The sequence below is a fragment of the Streptomyces dysideae genome (assembly GCF_001514305.1).
Taxonomy (GTDB): Bacteria; Actinomycetota; Actinomycetes; order Streptomycetales; family Streptomycetaceae; genus Streptomyces; species Streptomyces dysideae.
This window is the reverse complement of the sequence record NZ_KQ949094.1, coordinates 42400-57500: the sequence shown is the minus strand read 5'-3', so window position 1 is coordinate 57500 and position 15101 is coordinate 42400. Positions and strand designations below refer to the sequence as shown.

11 protein-coding genes are annotated in these 15101 nt (G+C 69.9%); 8 read left to right on the top strand and 3 right to left on the bottom strand.

From position 1 onward, the window contains the following. Positions 1-41 precede the first annotated feature (41 nt). Complete coding sequence (locus AQJ91_RS27900) at positions 42-1133, bottom strand: CAP domain-containing protein (RefSeq protein WP_067026985.1); 1092 nt, start codon at positions 1131-1133, stop codon at positions 42-44. 171 nt (positions 1134-1304) lie between these two features. On the opposite strand from AQJ91_RS27900, the gene AQJ91_RS27895 reads away from it, so the two are divergent. The 4 genes from AQJ91_RS27895 (at position 1305) to AQJ91_RS27880 (ending at position 8053) form a co-directional block, all read left to right on the top strand. Next, the gene (locus AQJ91_RS27895; RefSeq protein ID WP_067026984.1) at positions 1305-1586 is read left to right on the top strand and encodes an acylphosphatase; all 282 of its coding nucleotides are present in this window, start codon (positions 1305-1307) and stop codon (positions 1584-1586) included. A gap of 384 nt (positions 1587-1970) precedes the next feature. Continuing rightward, positions 1971-2174 carry a hypothetical protein gene (locus AQJ91_RS27890; protein WP_016432419.1) on the top strand — a complete coding sequence of 68 codons (204 nt, stop codon included), beginning with the start codon at positions 1971-1973 and terminating at the stop codon, positions 2172-2174. Between the two features lie 210 nt (positions 2175-2384). Beyond that, positions 2385-6467, top strand: a complete 4083-nt coding sequence (locus tag AQJ91_RS27885) for an AAA family ATPase (protein ID WP_067026982.1) — start codon at positions 2385-2387, stop codon at positions 6465-6467. A 167-nt stretch (positions 6468-6634) separates the two neighbouring features. Continuing rightward, a complete protein-coding gene (locus tag AQJ91_RS27880) occupies positions 6635-8053 on the top strand; it encodes a sugar porter family MFS transporter (RefSeq protein WP_067026980.1) in 1419 nt (472 codons plus the stop codon). 87 nt (positions 8054-8140) lie between these two features. Here AQJ91_RS27880 and AQJ91_RS27875 read toward each other — a convergent pair whose 3' ends face one another. Then, on the bottom strand, positions 8141-9112 hold the full coding sequence (locus AQJ91_RS27875; protein WP_067026978.1) for an LLM class flavin-dependent oxidoreductase: 972 nt from the start codon (positions 9110-9112) through the stop codon (positions 8141-8143). A gap of 148 nt (positions 9113-9260) precedes the next feature. Between AQJ91_RS27875 and ftsY the strand changes: the two genes are divergently transcribed. Continuing rightward, a complete protein-coding gene (gene ftsY / locus AQJ91_RS27870; RefSeq protein ID WP_067026975.1) occupies positions 9261-10466 on the top strand; it encodes a signal recognition particle-docking protein FtsY in 1206 nt (401 codons plus the stop codon). 82 nt (positions 10467-10548) lie between these two features. Here the strand turns inward: ftsY and AQJ91_RS27865 are convergent, their stop codons facing one another. Then, the gene (locus tag AQJ91_RS27865; protein WP_067026973.1) at positions 10549-11205 is read right to left on the bottom strand and encodes a bifunctional DNA primase/polymerase; all 657 of its coding nucleotides are present in this window, start codon (positions 11203-11205) and stop codon (positions 10549-10551) included. Positions 11206-11653: 448 nt separating this feature from the next. Between AQJ91_RS27865 and nsdA the strand changes: the two genes are divergently transcribed. The 3 genes from nsdA (at position 11654) to AQJ91_RS27850 (ending at position 15101) form a co-directional block, all read left to right on the top strand. Continuing rightward, positions 11654-13147 carry a transcriptional repressor NsdA gene (gene nsdA, locus AQJ91_RS27860; protein ID WP_067026971.1) on the top strand — a complete coding sequence of 498 codons (1494 nt, stop codon included), beginning with the start codon at positions 11654-11656 and terminating at the stop codon, positions 13145-13147. A gap of 329 nt (positions 13148-13476) precedes the next feature. After that, on the top strand, positions 13477-14766 hold the full coding sequence (locus AQJ91_RS27855; RefSeq protein ID WP_067026969.1) for an ammonium transporter: 1290 nt from the start codon (positions 13477-13479) through the stop codon (positions 14764-14766). Beyond that, positions 14763-15101, top strand: coding sequence for a P-II family nitrogen regulator (locus tag AQJ91_RS27850; RefSeq protein ID WP_003997576.1), 339 nt, complete (start codon positions 14763-14765; stop codon positions 15099-15101). The genes AQJ91_RS27855 and AQJ91_RS27850 overlap by 4 nt, the downstream gene beginning before the upstream one ends.

Below are 15101 nucleotides of genomic sequence, written 5' to 3'. Positions count from 1 at the left end.
CACTAACCAGAAGTTAGTGCCTCCGATGCGCCCTGCGGCTCCTAGTAGCCGAAGTCCTGTGTCCACCACGGCCCGCCGGACCCGAACTGCACGCCCACTCCCAGTGTCTTGAAGTCGCAGTTCAGGATGTTGGCCTTGTGGCCCGGGCTCTTCATCCAGGCATCCATCACCGCGGCCGCGTCGGCCTGGCCCCGGGCTATGTTCTCGCCGCCGAGGCTGGTTATGCCGGCCTTCGCGGCGCGGTCCCAGGGGCTCGCCCCGTCCGGGTCGGTGTGGTCGAAGAAGCCCCGCGCGGCCATGTCCTCGCTGAAGTCCTGGGCCAGATCGGCCAGCGCGCTGTTCGCGGCGACCGCGCTGCAGCCCACCTTCGCGCGCTCCTCGTTGACGAGCTTCAGCACCTCGGCCGCGGCGGCCGTCTCCGCGGACACCGTCACCACGGGGGCGCTGGGCTTCTCCGGAGCCTTCGTGGCCGCACGCGACGGGGTCGACGTCGGCTTCTCGCTGGGCGTCGCGGCCGGCTTCTTCTTCTCCGGTGCCTTGGTCGGCGCGGCCGACGAGGTCGACGGGGACGGCGAGGGCGACGTGGCCCGCTGCGCGTCGCGGCTCGTCGGCGAACCGTCGTCGCGGCTGTCGGCGTTGCCGGACGTGCCGCCCTGCTCGGTGGGGCTGTTCGTCGGGGTGTCGGCGGCCTGCACCTTGTCCCCGCCGCTGTCACCGCCGAGCTGGTAGTTGTCGAGGCCGGGCACCACACCCGTGGCGACCGCGACCGTACCCAGGGCGACCGCGGCGGAGACGCCGAGCAGCCCCGTACGCACCGGCCTCATGGCCCGCTTCTTGCGGCGTCGGCCCGAGCCTGAGCGCCGGCCGCTGTCGGGCGTGAAGCCGTCGCTCGCGAAGACCGCCGTGTCGGCGCCGAGGGCGTGTTCGTCGTCCCTGGCGAAGAGGTAGGCGTCGCTTCTCGCGTAGTCGTCGGCGTGCGCATCCGGGTGCAGGTAGGGCGCGATGCCCACCGTGTCGCCCCCGTACGAGTCCAGCGGGTCGTGGCTCCCCGGGTAGGAACCGTCCGTATCTGTGACCCCCGTGGCGCGGCCCGTGGCGGCGCGGCCGGCGGCGGAGCGTCGGTGGCGTCCCATGTCCTGGCCTTCCTCGTCCTGTGCGGTCGATGTGTCCTCTGTGATCGGACCGAACTCACAAAACTCACACGATCAAGTGAATTTCGTATGAGATTCATTGGGTGGGGACGGTACCGCATGACGCCGGGGGTGGAAGTGCTAGGAGCGACTTCGGCCCGTTAGGTTGCACTCATGAGCGAGGACGTACGGTTGATCGCCTGGGTGCGTGGACGGGTTCAAGGTGTGGGTTTCCGCTGGTTCACGCGGGCCAAGGCGCTGGAGATCGGCGGCCTGAGTGGTTTTGCTCTCAATCTGGACGACGGACGGGTCCAGGTGGTCGCCGAAGGGCCGCGCAAGGGCTGCCAGGGACTCCTCGACTGGCTCCAGAGCGACGACACGCCCGGCCGCGTGGAGGGTGTCACCGAGATCTGGGACACACCTCGCGGGGGCTACGACGGCTTCGCCATCCGCTGACTCCGATCTGTAAAACAGTCCAGGAGAAAGTGGACGGACATGCCACCGGCAGTTGCCCGGAGCAGAAATGACCTGGTGGTTGCCAAGAACCGCTTGCCGTGGCAGGCTCCCCAGGTAAGGATGATCGCCACCCCCCCGAGGGCCCGCAGGAGTCGCCGCGCCGCCGTTTTCCGGCCGCGCGCCCCAGGGTTGCCCGCCAATACGGGGCGTGATCGTGTTGACCGTCAAACTTTTTGGTGAGACGCTGAAAGCACCCCGCGCACCTTAGCTGTTTGGCATGGATGAACGGCAGCACGAACTCAAGAGTGTCAAGCACCGCGGGTGCGAAATCCCTCACGACCCACACCGCTTCGGTCGGTCACTCAGTGTGGAGGACCATCCATCATGGCAAAGGCGCTTCTCGGTTACGTCGGTGGCTCCGACCCTCGACTCCTCGCCGAGATGCGACGGCTCCAGCAGCGCGTCCAGGACCTGGAATCCGAGCTCGTACGGATCCAGGCCGAGAACGACGCGCTCGCGGCTGCCGCTTCGCACGACAGGATCATGGAGAGCATCGACGCACACCAGGCGGAGCCTGCGCTCACCTGATCGCTGCACCGCTCCGCGACAGCACATGCAGCGGTTGGGCTGCCCGTATCAACCGCTAAGTTGTCAGAGTTGCAAGGGACGCTTCGGCGTCCCTTCTTTCTTGTCCCCGCATCTTTTCACCCTCTTTAACGAATGGTGTGCCCTGCACGTTCAAGGGTGAAACCGCGGGTTCATGGAGTGAGATACCCGCGGAAGGTAGAGTCCAGCGGCGTGCACCTCAAGGCCCTGACCCTCCGCGGGTTCAAGTCGTTCGCCTCGGCGACCACGCTCCGGTTCGAGCCGGGGATCACGTGCGTCGTCGGCCCGAACGGCTCGGGCAAGTCCAATGTGGTGGACGCGCTCAGCTGGGTCATGGGCGAGCAGGGCGCCAAGTCGTTGCGCGGCGGCAAGATGGAGGACGTCATCTTCGCCGGCACCACCGGGCGGCCCCCGCTGGGCCGCGCCGAGGTGTCCCTGACCATCGACAACTCCGACGGGGCACTGCCCATCGAGTACGCCGAGGTCACCATCACGCGGATCATGTTCCGCAACGGCGGCAGCGAGTACCAGATCAATGGTGATACGTGCCGGTTGCTGGACATCCAGGAGCTGTTGTCCGACTCCGGCATCGGCCGCGAGATGCACGTCATCGTCGGCCAGGGCCAGCTCGACTCCGTCCTGCACGCCGACCCCATGGGCCGCCGTGCCTTCATCGAGGAGGCGGCCGGTGTCCTCAAGCACCGCAAGCGCAAGGAGAAGGCGCTCCGCAAGCTGGACGCGATGCAGGCCAACCTCGCGCGCGTGCAGGACCTGACGGACGAACTCCGCAGGCAGCTCAAGCCACTGGGCCGCCAGGCCGCGGTCGCCAGAAGGGCCGCTGTCATCCAGGCCGACCTCCGGGACGCCCGCCTGCGCCTCCTAGCCGACGATCTCGTACGGATGCGTGAGGCGCTCACAGCCGAGATCGCCGACGAGGCCGCCCTCAAGGAACGCAAGGAAGCCGCTGAGCAGGAGCTCAAGAAGGCACTCCAGCGGGAGGCCCTGCTGGAGGACGAGGTACGGCAGCTCACGCCGCGCCTCCAGCGCGCCCAGCAGACCTGGTACGAGCTCTCCCAGCTCGCCGAACGCGTGCGGGGCACGATCTCGCTCGCCGACGCGCGCGTGAAGAGCGCGACTTCGGCGCCGCCGGAGGAGCGCCGGGGCCGCGACCCCGAGGACATGGAGCGCGAGGCCGCCCGGATCCGGGAGCAGGAGGCCGAGCTCGAAGCGGCCCTGGAGGCGGCCGAGCGTGCCCTGGAGGACACGGTCGCCCACCGCGCCGAGCTGGAGCGCGAACTCGCCCTCGAAGAACGTCGGCTGAAGGACGTGGCCCGCGCCATCGCCGACCGCCGCGAGGGCCTGGCCCGGCTGAACGGGCAGGTCAACGCGGCTCGTTCGCGTGCCGCGTCCGCCCAGGCCGAGATCGACCGGCTGGCCGCCGCCCGGGACGAGGCCCAGGAGCGGGCCTTCGCCGCGCAGGAGGAGTACGAGGTGCTGAAGGCGGAGGTCGACGGCCTCGACGCCGGCGACGCCGAACTCGCCGGCCGGCACGAAGCCGCGAAACAGCAGCTCACCGAGGCGGAGGCCGCCCTGTCCGCGGCCCGCGAGGCGGCCACCGCGACGGAACGCAGGCGCGCGGCGACCCAGGCCCGCCACGAGGCGCTGGCGCTGGGCCTGCGCCGTAAGGACGGCTCGGGCGCGCTGCTCGGAGCGAAGGATCGTCTCAGCGGGCTCCTGGGCCCGGCCGCCGAACTGCTGACGGTGACGCCCGGCCACGAGGTCGCCCTGGCGGCCGCCTTCGGCGCGGCGGCGGACGCGATCGCCGTGACGAGCCCGACCGCCGCCGCCGGCGCCATCCGACTCCTGCGCAAGCAGGACGGGGGGCGGGCGGCGCTGCTGTTGGCGGGGGCGCCGGAGGAGACGCGGGCAGAGGGCACGGCAAACTCGGCTGGTGCTGGTGCTGGTGCTGGTGCTGGTGCTGGTGCTGGTGCTGGTGCTGGTGCTGGTGCTGGTGCTGGTGCTGGTGCTGGTGCTGGTGCTGGTGCCGGTGCTGGTTCGCTGGAGACCGCGGGCGTCTTCCGTGGTGGGCCGCGGCCCGAGGGACTGGTTTCGGGCACGCCCGGTTCCGGCGCGGCTGCGTCTGGCGTGCCCACCTCGGGCGTGCCTGCGTCTGGCGGACCCGATTCAGGCACACCGAATTCCGGCGCGCATGCCTTCGGCGCGGCAGCTTCCAGCGTGCCCGCCCCGGGCACACCCGCCTCCAGCGCATCCGCCCCGGCCGGACCCGATTCTGGCGCACCCGATTCCGGAGCGGTTGTCTCTGGCGCACCCACCTCTGGCGCACCCACCTCTGGCGCACCCACCTCTGGCGCACCCACCTCTGGCGCACCCACCTCCGAGGCCCATGCGGACGGGCCCGGTGCCTCGTACGACCAAGCCCCGGCCGGCACCCCGTCGAGGAGCTGTGCCGGCGGTCATCCCTTCGCCGCCGATCTCGTCCGCGGTCCCTCCGAGCTCATGCCCGCCGTGCGACGCCTCCTGCACGGGATCGTCGTCGTCGGCAGCCTCGAGGACGCCGAGGATGTCGTATACGCCCGGCCCGAGCTCACCGCCGTCACCGCCGACGGCGATCTGCTCGGTGCGCACTTCGCGCACGGTGGGTCCGCCGGGGCGCCCAGTCTGCTCGAGGTGCAGGCCTCCGTGGACGAGGCCGCCGCCGAGCTGGAGGAGCTGGCCGTGCGGTGCGAGGAACTCACCGAGGCGCAGCACGCGGCCGGTGAGCGGCGCAAGGAGTGTGCCGCGCTCGTCGAGGAGCTGGGGGAGCGGAGGCGGGCCGCCGACCGGGAGAAGTCGGCCGTTGCCCAGCAGCTCGGTCGGCTCGCGGGGCAGGCGCGGGGTGCCGCCGGTGAGGCCGAGCGGTCCGTCGCCGCGGCCGCGCGGGCCCAGGAGGCGCTCGACAAGGCGCTGCAGGACGTGGAGGAGCTGGCCGAGCGGCTGGCCGTCGCCGAGGAGATGCCGGTCGAGGAGGAACCCGACACGTCTGTACGGGACCGTCTCGCCGCCGATGGCGCCAACGCGCGGCAGACCGAGATGGAGGCCCGGCTTCAGGTCCGTACGCACGAGGAACGCGTCAAGGGACTCGCCGGACGCGCCGACTCGCTGGACCGCGCCGCCCGCGCCGAACGCGAGGCACGCGCGCGTGCGGAACAGCGGCGGGCGCGGCTGCGGCACGAGGCGGCCGTGGCGGAAGCCGTCGCCTCCGGTGCGCGGCAGCTGCTCGCGCACGTCGAGGTCTCGCTCGGCCGGGCGGAAGAGGAGCGCGGCGCCGCCGAGGCCGCCAAGGCCCGCCGCGAGCAGGAGCTGACCGCCGCCCGCGGCACCGGCCGCGACCTCAAGGCCGAGCTCGACAAGCTGACCGACTCGGTCCACCGCGGTGAGGTCCTCGGCGCCGAGAAGCGGCTCCGGATTGAGCAGCTGGAGACCAAGGCGCTTGAGGAGCTCGGCGTCGAACCGGCGGGGCTGGTCTCCGAGTACGGCCCGCATCAGCTCGTACCGCCCTCACCGCCCGCCGAGGGCGAGGAGCTGCCGGAGGACCCCGAGCATCCGCGCAACCAGCCGAAGCAGTTCCACCGGGCCGAGCAGGAGAAGCGGCTCAAGGCCGCCGAACGGGCGTACCAGCAGCTCGGCAAGGTGAACCCGCTCGCGCTGGAGGAGTTCGCGGCGCTGGAGGAGCGGCACCAGTTCCTCAGCGAGCAGCTCGAAGACCTGAAGAAGACCCGCGCCGACCTGCTCCAGGTCGTCAAGGAGGTCGACGAGCGTGTGGAACAGGTCTTCACCGAGGCCTACCGGGACACGGCCCGGGAGTTCGAGGGCGTCTTCAGCCGGCTGTTCCCGGGTGGTGAAGGGCGACTGATCCTGACCGACCCCGACAACATGCTCACCACCGGCGTGGACGTCGAGGCGCGTCCGCCCGGCAAGAAGGTCAAGCGGCTGTCGCTGCTCTCGGGTGGTGAGCGCTCACTCACCGCCGTGGCCATGCTTGTGTCGATCTTCAAGGCCCGGCCCAGCCCGTTCTACGTCATGGACGAGGTCGAGGCCGCCCTCGACGACACCAACCTGCAGCGGCTGATCCGCATCATGCAGGAGCTGCAGGAAGCCTCGCAGCTGATCGTGATCACCCACCAGAAGCGCACGATGGAGGTCGCCGACGCGCTGTACGGCGTCTCCATGCAGGGCGACGGTGTGTCGAAGGTCATCTCCCAGCGCCTGCGCTAAATGCGTGCCACCTGCACTCTGTTCTGACCTGCGCTCCGGTCGATCACTTCAATTCTTGAACACAATTAGGGCACACAAGCGTTGCATGTTCGTACTTCCTCTCGTGTTGACTTCGAAGCTTGAATGCATAGGGTCTGCAACGTTATCCGTGGCCCGAGGAGTTGAACGTGACCAGCACAGCGCAGGGACCCCAGTCAGGAGCCAGGACGGCTCAACCCGAATATCTCGGGCACGTCATCTTCATCGCGGCGGCGGCCGCGATGGGCGGTTTCCTCTTCGGCTACGACAGCTCTGTGATCAACGGCGCCGTCGAGGCCATCCGTGACCGCTACGACATCGGCTCCGCGGCGCTGGCTCAGGTCATCGCCGTCGCCCTGATCGGCTGTGCCGTCGGCGCCGCGACGGCCGGCCGCATCGCCGACCGCATCGGCCGTATCCGGTGCATGCAGATATCGGCCGTCCTCTTCACGGCCAGCGCCGTCGGGTCGGCGCTCCCCTTCGCGCTGTGGGACCTCGCCCTCTGGCGCGTCGTCGGTGGCTTCGCCATCGGTATGGCCTCGGTCATCGGCCCCGCCTACATCGCCGAGGTCGCCCCGCCGGCCTACCGCGGCCGCCTCGGTTCCTTCCAGCAGGCCGCGATCGTCATCGGCATCGCCGTGTCGCAGCTGGTCAACTGGGGCCTGCTGAACGCCGCCGGCGGTGACCAGCGCGGCACCCTGATGGGCCTGGAGGCCTGGCAGGTCATGCTCGGCGTCATGGTGGTCCCGGCCGTCCTCTACGGCCTGCTCTCCTTCGCCATCCCCGAGTCCCCGCGCTTTTTGATCTCCGTAGGCAAGCACGAGCGTGCCCGCGAGATCCTCGAAGAGGTCGAGGGCAAGGACATCGACCTCGACGCCCGCGTCGCCGAGATCGAGCACGCCATGAACAGCGAGCACAAGTCCACCTTCAAGGACCTGCTCGGCGGCAGCTTCTTCCTCAGGCCGATCGTCTGGATCGGCATCGGCCTCTCGGTCTTCCAGCAGTTCGTCGGTATCAACGTCGCGTTCTACTACTCCTCGGCCCTGTGGCAGTCGGTCGGCGTCGACCCGACGGAGTCCTTCTTCTACTCGTTCACGACGTCGATCATCAACATCGTCGGCACCGTGATCGCCATGATCTTTGTCGACCGCATCGGCCGTAAGCCGCTGGCCCTCATCGGCTCCGTCGGCATGGTGATCGGCCTGGCGCTGGAGGCCTGGGCGTTCTCCTTCGACCTGGTCGACGGCAAGCTCCCGGCCACCCAGGGCTGGATCGCCCTGGTCGCCGCCCATGTGTTCGTCCTCTTTTTCGCCCTGTCCTGGGGCGTGGTCGTCTGGGTCTTCCTCGGCGAGATGTTCCCGAACAGGATCCGCGCCGCCGCCCTGGGCGTGGCCGCCTCCGCACAGTGGATCGCCAACTGGGCCATCACCGCGAGCTTCCCGTCGCTGTCCGACTGGAACCTCTCCGTGACGTACGTGATCTACACGGCCTTCGCCGCGCTCTCCATTCCGTTCGTCCTCAAGTTCGTGACGGAGACGAAGGGCAAGGCGCTGGAGGAGATGGGCTGAGCCTCGCAGAGAGGCCCTCGAACTCGAGGAGCGGGGCCAAGTCCCCGCTGCCCGCTCCTCGACACCCGTAAGGCGTGCTGCCCCGGCTCACCCGCTGAGCCGGGGCAGCACGCCTTCGCAGAACAGCCGCAGACTCCGCCATCCCTCCTCCACCGGCATCCCGCCCGACAGCGGATGCAGTACGAGGTTGTCCAGCCCAAGACCCACGCACTCGTCCGGCGTCAGAATCCGGTACACGCCCTCGGCGCGCAGCTCCGCCACCGTCGTGGCCGCCGACTTCACCGCCGACCGGATGTCGCCGGACTGCCAGGAGGCGTACGTCCGTGCCTCGTGCAGGAAGTGCTCGCCGTAATGCGCCCAGATCCGGTCGGGATCCTCGGCGACGTGCAGCAGCGGCGTCTCCGCGGCGGGCATCATCGTCCAGCCCTCGGTGCCGTACTCGACGAGCCGTTCCTTGTAGTAGGCCTCCAGCTCCGGCAGATGCGCACTGGGGAAGAAGGGCAGACCGAGCCGGGCGGCCCGGCGGGCGGCAGCCTGGGAGGAGCCGCCGACGAGGAGCAGGGGGTGCGGTTCGGTATACGGCCGAGGGGTGACCCGTACCGTTCGGCCCCGGTAGGTGAAGGGCTCGCCCGTCCAGGCCTTCAGCAGCGTCTCCAGCACCTCGTCCTGGAGCTTCCCGCGCCGCCGCCACGCCACGTCGAACAGCGCGTACTCCTCGGGCCGGTACCCGATCCCGGCCACGGTCACCAGCCGTCCGCCGCTCAACAGATCCAGTACGGCGATCTCCTCGGCCAGCCGCAGCGGATCGTGCAGCGGGCCGATCACCGCGGAGACGGTCACCGCGAGGCGCCGGGTCGCGCCGAACACCGCGCCCGCGAAGGCGAACGGCGCCGGCAGCCAGTTGTTGGCGACGCCGTGGTGCTCCTCGGTCTGCACGGTGGTGACGCCGTGCTGGTCGGCGTACGCGGCCATCTCCAGGGCGGCCTGGTAGCGGGCGCCGAGCGAGGCGGGGGTCGCGCCGGGCTCGACGAGGTTGAAGCGGACGACCGTGACGGGCATGGGGGAGCCCCCTTCGCCGGGCGGGTGGGGTGCCGGTGCGGAGGGACCATAGCTGACGGGTCGTCAGGTAACCAGGGGTACGGCCTGCCCCGTTCGGAGGCGCGGGCGGCGGCCCCGGCGGGGAGGGGTCGCGCATACTGGACGGGTTATGGAAATCCTCATCCTTGCTGTAGTCATCGCCGTGGTCGTGCTCGGTGCGCTCGGCGGGCTCGTGATCGGCAGCCGGCGCAAGAAGTCGCTGCCCCCGCCGCCCCCCGCCGCGCCCGACATCACCGCCCCTCCGGCCGAGCCGCACGTCGGCGACGAGGCCGAGACACCGCGCGACGAACCGCGTCGCACGATAGAGGAGGTGGACCTTCCCGACGGCTCCGTCGCCGTCGAGGAACCGCCCGTCGTCGAAGAGCTCCCGCCGACCGAGATCGAGATCCCGGAGCCCACCGCCGGCCGCCTGGTCCGCCTGCGCGCCCGGCTCTCCCGCTCGCAGAGCGCCCTGGGCCAGGGCCTGCTCGCGCTCCTGTCCCGGGAGCACCTCGACGACGAAACCTGGGAGGAGATCGAGGACATCCTGCTCACCGCCGACGTCGGCGTGCAGCCCACCCAGGAGCTGGTCGACGGGCTGCGCGAGCGTGTGAAGGTGCTCGGCACCCGCACGCCGGACGAGCTGCGCGGCCTGCTGCGCGAGGAGCTGCTCAAGCTGGTCGGCACCGACTTCGACCGCACGGTGAAGACCGAGCCCGAGACCAGCAAGCCCGGCATCGTGATGGTCGTCGGCGTCAACGGCACCGGCAAGACCACCACCACCGGCAAGCTCGCCCGCGTCCTCGTGGCCGACGGCCGCAGCGTGGTCCTCGGTGCCGCCGACACCTTCCGTGCCGCCGCCGCCGACCAGCTGCAGACCTGGGGCGAGCGGGTCGGCGCCTATACCGTGCGCGGGCCGGAGGGCGGCGACCCCGCCTCCGTCGCCTTCGACGCGGTGAAGGAGGGCAAGGAGATGGGCATCGACGTCGTCCTCATCGACACCGCCGGACGCCTGCACACCAAGACCGGCCTCATGGACGAGCTCGGCAAGGTCAAGCGCGTCGTCGAGAAGCACGCGCCGCTGGACGAGGTGCTGCTCGTCCTGGACGCCACGACGGGCCAGAACGGCCTGGTCCAGGCCCGTGTCTTCGCCGAGGTCGTCGACATCACCGGCATCGTGCTGACCAAGCTGGACGGCACGGCCAAGGGAGGCATCGTCGTCGCGGTGCAGCGCGAGCTGGGCGTACCCGTGAAGCTGGTGGGTCTCGGCGAGGGTGCCGATGATCTGGCGCCGTTCGAGCCGGAGGCGTTCGTTGACGCCCTTATCGGAGAGTGACACCACCTACGAAAAATCGTATGTGGTCAAGGAAGCGCCCGCCCCGAGGTGCAATGGGGGACGGGCGCTTCGTCATGTACGGCTATGCGCGCGACCGGTGCGTCACATACGCCAGCGTCCCCAGCAGTAGCCGCGCCGCCGGCGGCTTCGTCGCCGTGTCCAGGGCCGGCGGCCGCAGCCAGCGCACCGGACCCAGCCCGCCCCGGTCGGACGGCGGTGCCGTGAGGTAGGTGCCGGGGCCGAGGCCGCGCAGGTCGAGGGAGGTCGGGTCGTCCCAGCCCATGCGGTAGAGGAGTTCGGGGAGGTCGGCTGCGGCACCCGGGGCGACGAAGAAGTGGGCGCGGCCGTCCGGGGTGGCGGTGACCGGGCCGAGGGGGAGGCCCATGCGCTCCAGCCGGGCCAGGGCGCGGCGGCCTGCGGGCTCGGCCACCTCGATCGCGTCGAACGCCTGGCCGACCGGCAGCATCACCGAGGCGCCGGGGAACTCCGCCCACGCCTTGGTCACCTCGTCGAGCGTGGCCCCGGCCGGGACCTGGGGGGCGAAGCCGAGGGGGTGGGCGCCGGGGGAGCGGCAGTCCGAGCGGCCGCACGAGCAGGCGCCCGCCGCGGCCCGCGCGCCGGGAACCACGTCCCAGCCCCACAGCCCGGTGAACTCGGCGACGGCGGTGCACTCCGAGGAGCGGCCGCGCCGACGTGTACCGGAGCGGATCTCCCGGATGCCGCCGATCGTGAAGCCCATGCCCCCTCCAACGGGTCCGACGCGCCGGTGGTTACGACGCGGATGCGGAACGTGACCCTGTGTGTTCCGGACTGCCCGGCCCCCGGGCGGTCCAGACGGCGCTCGGAAGCGCCCCGGGGTGTGCGCTCGGTGGTGTGCGCCCCTGAGTGCATCGGTCCGCCCACTCCCGGTCGTCCTATGTCAAGTGAATCGCCTGGAGGCCGCAGTGAGTTCATCCGAAGGGGTGGCGAATGGTGGCGATTTCGGGATCGTCGTGGCTGGACGGGTGATCGTAGGATTACTTTGAGTTCACTGGTCCTGGGGGCACATGCACTTGTGGGTATGCCGGAGGCAAGTCGGCTTTCCATCCTAAGGGTGAGAACTGCCGGACGGGCGGCCGTACTCACCGGCATTCTGATAGGGCTTGGCGCACTCGGTGACAAGTGGTCCAAGGGATGGGGGCGTTCCAGTGAGCGGCAACGGCGGAAGCGGGACGGCTGGTGGAAACGCTGCGCACGCTGACAGGCGCCCGAACGAGCTGCTCACGTCCTGGTTCGTGCGCAGCGGCTGGTCGAAGGGCGAGCTCGCCCGCCAGGTGAACCGCCGCGCCCGCCAGTTGGGCGCCAACCACATCTCCACCGACACCTCGCGCGTACGCCGCTGGCTGGACGGCGAGAACCCCCGCGAGCCGATCCCGCGGATCCTGTCCGAGCTGTTCTCAGAGCGGTTCGGCTGTGTCGTCTCCGTCGAGGACCTCGGCCTGCGCGCCGCCCGCCAGTCACCGTCCGTGTCCGGCGTCGACCTGCCCTGGACGGGCCCGCAGACGGTGGCCCTGCTCAGCGAGTTCTCGCGCAGCGACCTGATGCTGGCGCGGCGCGGCTTCCTCGGGACCTCGCTGGCCCTGTCCGCGGGCCCGTCCCTCATCGAGCCCATGCAGCGCTGGCTGGTCCCGGCGCCCCAGTCCCCGCACCACGAACCCGAGCCGGCGCCGTCCTCACGCGCGCGTGGCCGCCTCTCCAAGCCCGAGCTGGACCTCCTCGAGTCCACCACCGTGATGTTCCGGCAGTGGGACGCCCAGTGCGGGGGTGGCCTGCGCCGCAAGGCGGTCGTCGGCCAGCTGCACGAGGTGACGGACCTCCTCCAGGAGCCCCAGCCCGAGGCCACCAACCGCAGACTGTTCAAGGTCGCCGCCGAGCTGGCCGAGCTGGCCGGCTGGATGTCGTACGACGTCGGTCTGCAGCCGACCGCGCAGAAGTACTTCGTCCTGGCGCTGCACGCCGCCAAGGAGGCCGGGGACCGGCCGCTCGGCTCGTACATCCTGTCCAGCATGAGCCGCCAGATGATTCACCTCGGCCGGCCCGACGACGCACTGGAGCTGGTGCACCTCGCGCAGTACGGCAGCCGGGACTGCGCGAGCCCGCGCACCCAGTCGATGCTGTATGCCATGGAGGCCCGCGCGTACGCCAACATGGGCCAGCCCGGCAAGTGCAAGCGGGCGGTCCGGATGGCCGAGGACACCTTCGGCGAGGCCGACGAGTGGGACGAGCCGGACCCCGACTGGAACCGCTTCTTCTCCGAAGCCGAGCTCTACGGTGAGAACAGCCACTCCTACCGCGACCTCGCCTACGTCGCCGGCCGCAGCCCGACGTACGCCTCGCTGGCCGAGCCCGTGATGCAGCAGGCCGTGGACCTCTTCGCCGACGACGACGAGCACCAGCGGTCGTACGCACTGAATCTGATCGGCATGGCCACCGTGCACCTGCTCCAGCGCCAGCCCGAGCAGAGCACGGTCTTCGCCGAGCAGGCCATGCAGATCGCCAAGAAGGTCCGCTCCGAGCGTGTCAACACTCGTATTCGAAAGACGGTCGACACGGCCGTGCGCGACTTCGGGGACCTGGCCGAGGTCGTCGACCTCACCGACAAGCTCGCCATCGAGCTCCCCGAGACCGCCGACGCGGTCTGACGCCCCGCGGAAATCCCGGAACCCCGGCCGCGGGCGGCCCTTGCGAACTGCCCGACTCGGCTCCCCCATGCCAGGTCATCGGAAGGCCGCCCGCGGCCGGTCTGCTTCCCCTCGGGGGAAGGTTGCGCCACGATAACGATCCAACTGCCGAACATCAGGCAGTTCATCGATGTGTAACTTGCCAGGCGTCTTCGTCACGGCGGTGAAACATCGAGGGGCGTCTGCCGAAACCGTGCTGCGTCAATCTCGTGGCGCATAACCGGCCCACCCCTCAAATCCGCTCAGGGCTCGCCCGCACGGGCCGTACCAAAGACGAGGAGATACCGGCATTGAACGGCACAGATACCGGATTCGTATTGATCAGTGCAGCGCTCGTCATGGTGATGACGCCTGGGCTGGCGCTCTTCTACGGCGGCATGGTCCGCTCCAAGAGCGTGCTCAACATGCTCATGATGTCCTTCATCTCGCTGGGCATCGTGAGCGTGCTGTGGGTGCTGTACGGGCACTCGCTCGCCTTCAGTGGTGACTCAGGCGGCTTCATCGGCAACCTGGACATGATCGGGCTCAAGGGCGTCGACGCCGCCAGCACGGTGGCCAGCTTCGTGACGGACGAGAACGGCGAAGCGCACCAGATCGCCACGTTCGCCTTCTCCCTCTTCCAGATGCTGTTCGCCGTCATCACTGCGGCCCTGATCAGCGGCGCCATCGCCGACCGCGTCAAGTTCGGCGCGTGGATGATCTTCATCGGCCTGTGGGTCACCGTGGTCTACTTCCCGGTCGCCCACTGGGTCTGGGGCGGCGGCTGGCTCGCCAGCCTCGACACCCCGGTGATCGACTTCGCCGGTGGTACCGCGGTCCACATCAACGCCGGTATCGCCGCGCTCGCCGTGGTCCTCGTGGTCGGCAAGCGTGTCGGCTTCAAGAAGGACCCGATGCGGCCGCACAACATGCCGCTGGTCCTGCTCGGCACCGCCCTGCTGTGGTTCGGCTGGTTCGGCTTCAACGCCGGCTCCGAGCTCGGCGTCGACGGCGTCACCGCCCAGATGGCGATCAACACGCAGGTCGCGACCGGTGCCGCCATGCTCGGCTGGCTCATCTACGAGCGCATCCGGCACGGCGCGTTCACCACGCTCGGCGCCTGCTCCGGTGCCGTCGCCGGTCTCGTCGCGATCACCCCGTCCGGTGGCAACGTCAACATCTTCGGCGCCCTGCTCATCGGTGTCGTCGCCGGTGCCGTCTGCTCCTGGGCCGTCAGCCTCAAGTACAAGCTCGGTTACGACGACTCCCTGGACGTCGTGGGCGTCCACCTCGTCGGCGGTGTCCTCGGCACCCTGATGGTCGGTTTCCTCGCCATCGACGGCAAGGGCGGCGGCGACCAGTTCCTGTCGCAGGCCATCGGTGCCTTCTCGGTGATGGGCTACACCTTCGTGGTGACCTACATCCTCGCCTTCGCCATCCAGAAGACGATCGGCTTCCGCGCCTCCGAGGACGACGAGATCAGCGGCATCGACCAGGCCGCGCACGCCGAGACTGCATACGACTTCAGCTCCGCGGCCTCCTCGCACATCTCACCCGCCCAGAGCAGCCCGGCTGCTGACGCCAAGAAGGTGGAGGCATGAAGCTCATCACTGCCGTCGTGAAGCCGCACCGGCTCGACGAGATCAAGGAGGCTCTCCAGGCCTTCGGAGTGCACGGCCTGACGGTCACCGAGGCGAGCGGCTACGGTCGTCAGCGGGGCCACACCGAGGTCTACCGCGGTGCCGAGTACACCGTCGACCTGGTCCCGAAGATCCGCATCGAGGTCCTGGCCGAGGACGACGACGCGGAGCAGCTGATCGACGTCATCGTCAAGGCCGCCCGCACCGGCAAGATCGGTGACGGCAAGGTCTGGTCCCTGCCGGTCGAGACGGCCGTACGGGTCCGGACCGGCGAGCGCGGCCCGGACGCGCTCTAA

Bases quoted from the DNA above. Each gene is read 5' to 3' on its own strand.
- AQJ91_RS27900 (WP_067026985.1), bottom strand. From the start codon at position 1,133: ATGGGACGCCACCGACGCTCCGCCGCCGGCCGCGCCGCCACGGGCCGC.
- AQJ91_RS27895 (WP_067026984.1), top strand. From the start codon at position 1,305: ATGAGCGAGGACGTACGGTTGATCGCCTGGGTGCGTGGACGGGTTCAA.
- AQJ91_RS27890 (WP_016432419.1), top strand. From the start codon at position 1,971: ATGGCAAAGGCGCTTCTCGGTTACGTCGGTGGCTCCGACCCTCGACTC.
- AQJ91_RS27875 (WP_067026978.1), bottom strand. From the start codon at position 9,112: ATGCCCGTCACGGTCGTCCGCTTCAACCTCGTCGAGCCCGGCGCGACC.
- ftsY (WP_067026975.1), top strand. From the start codon at position 9,261: ATGGAAATCCTCATCCTTGCTGTAGTCATCGCCGTGGTCGTGCTCGGT.
- AQJ91_RS27865 (WP_067026973.1), bottom strand. From the start codon at position 11,205: ATGGGCTTCACGATCGGCGGCATCCGGGAGATCCGCTCCGGTACACGT.
- AQJ91_RS27850 (WP_003997576.1), top strand. From the start codon at position 14,763: ATGAAGCTCATCACTGCCGTCGTGAAGCCGCACCGGCTCGACGAGATC.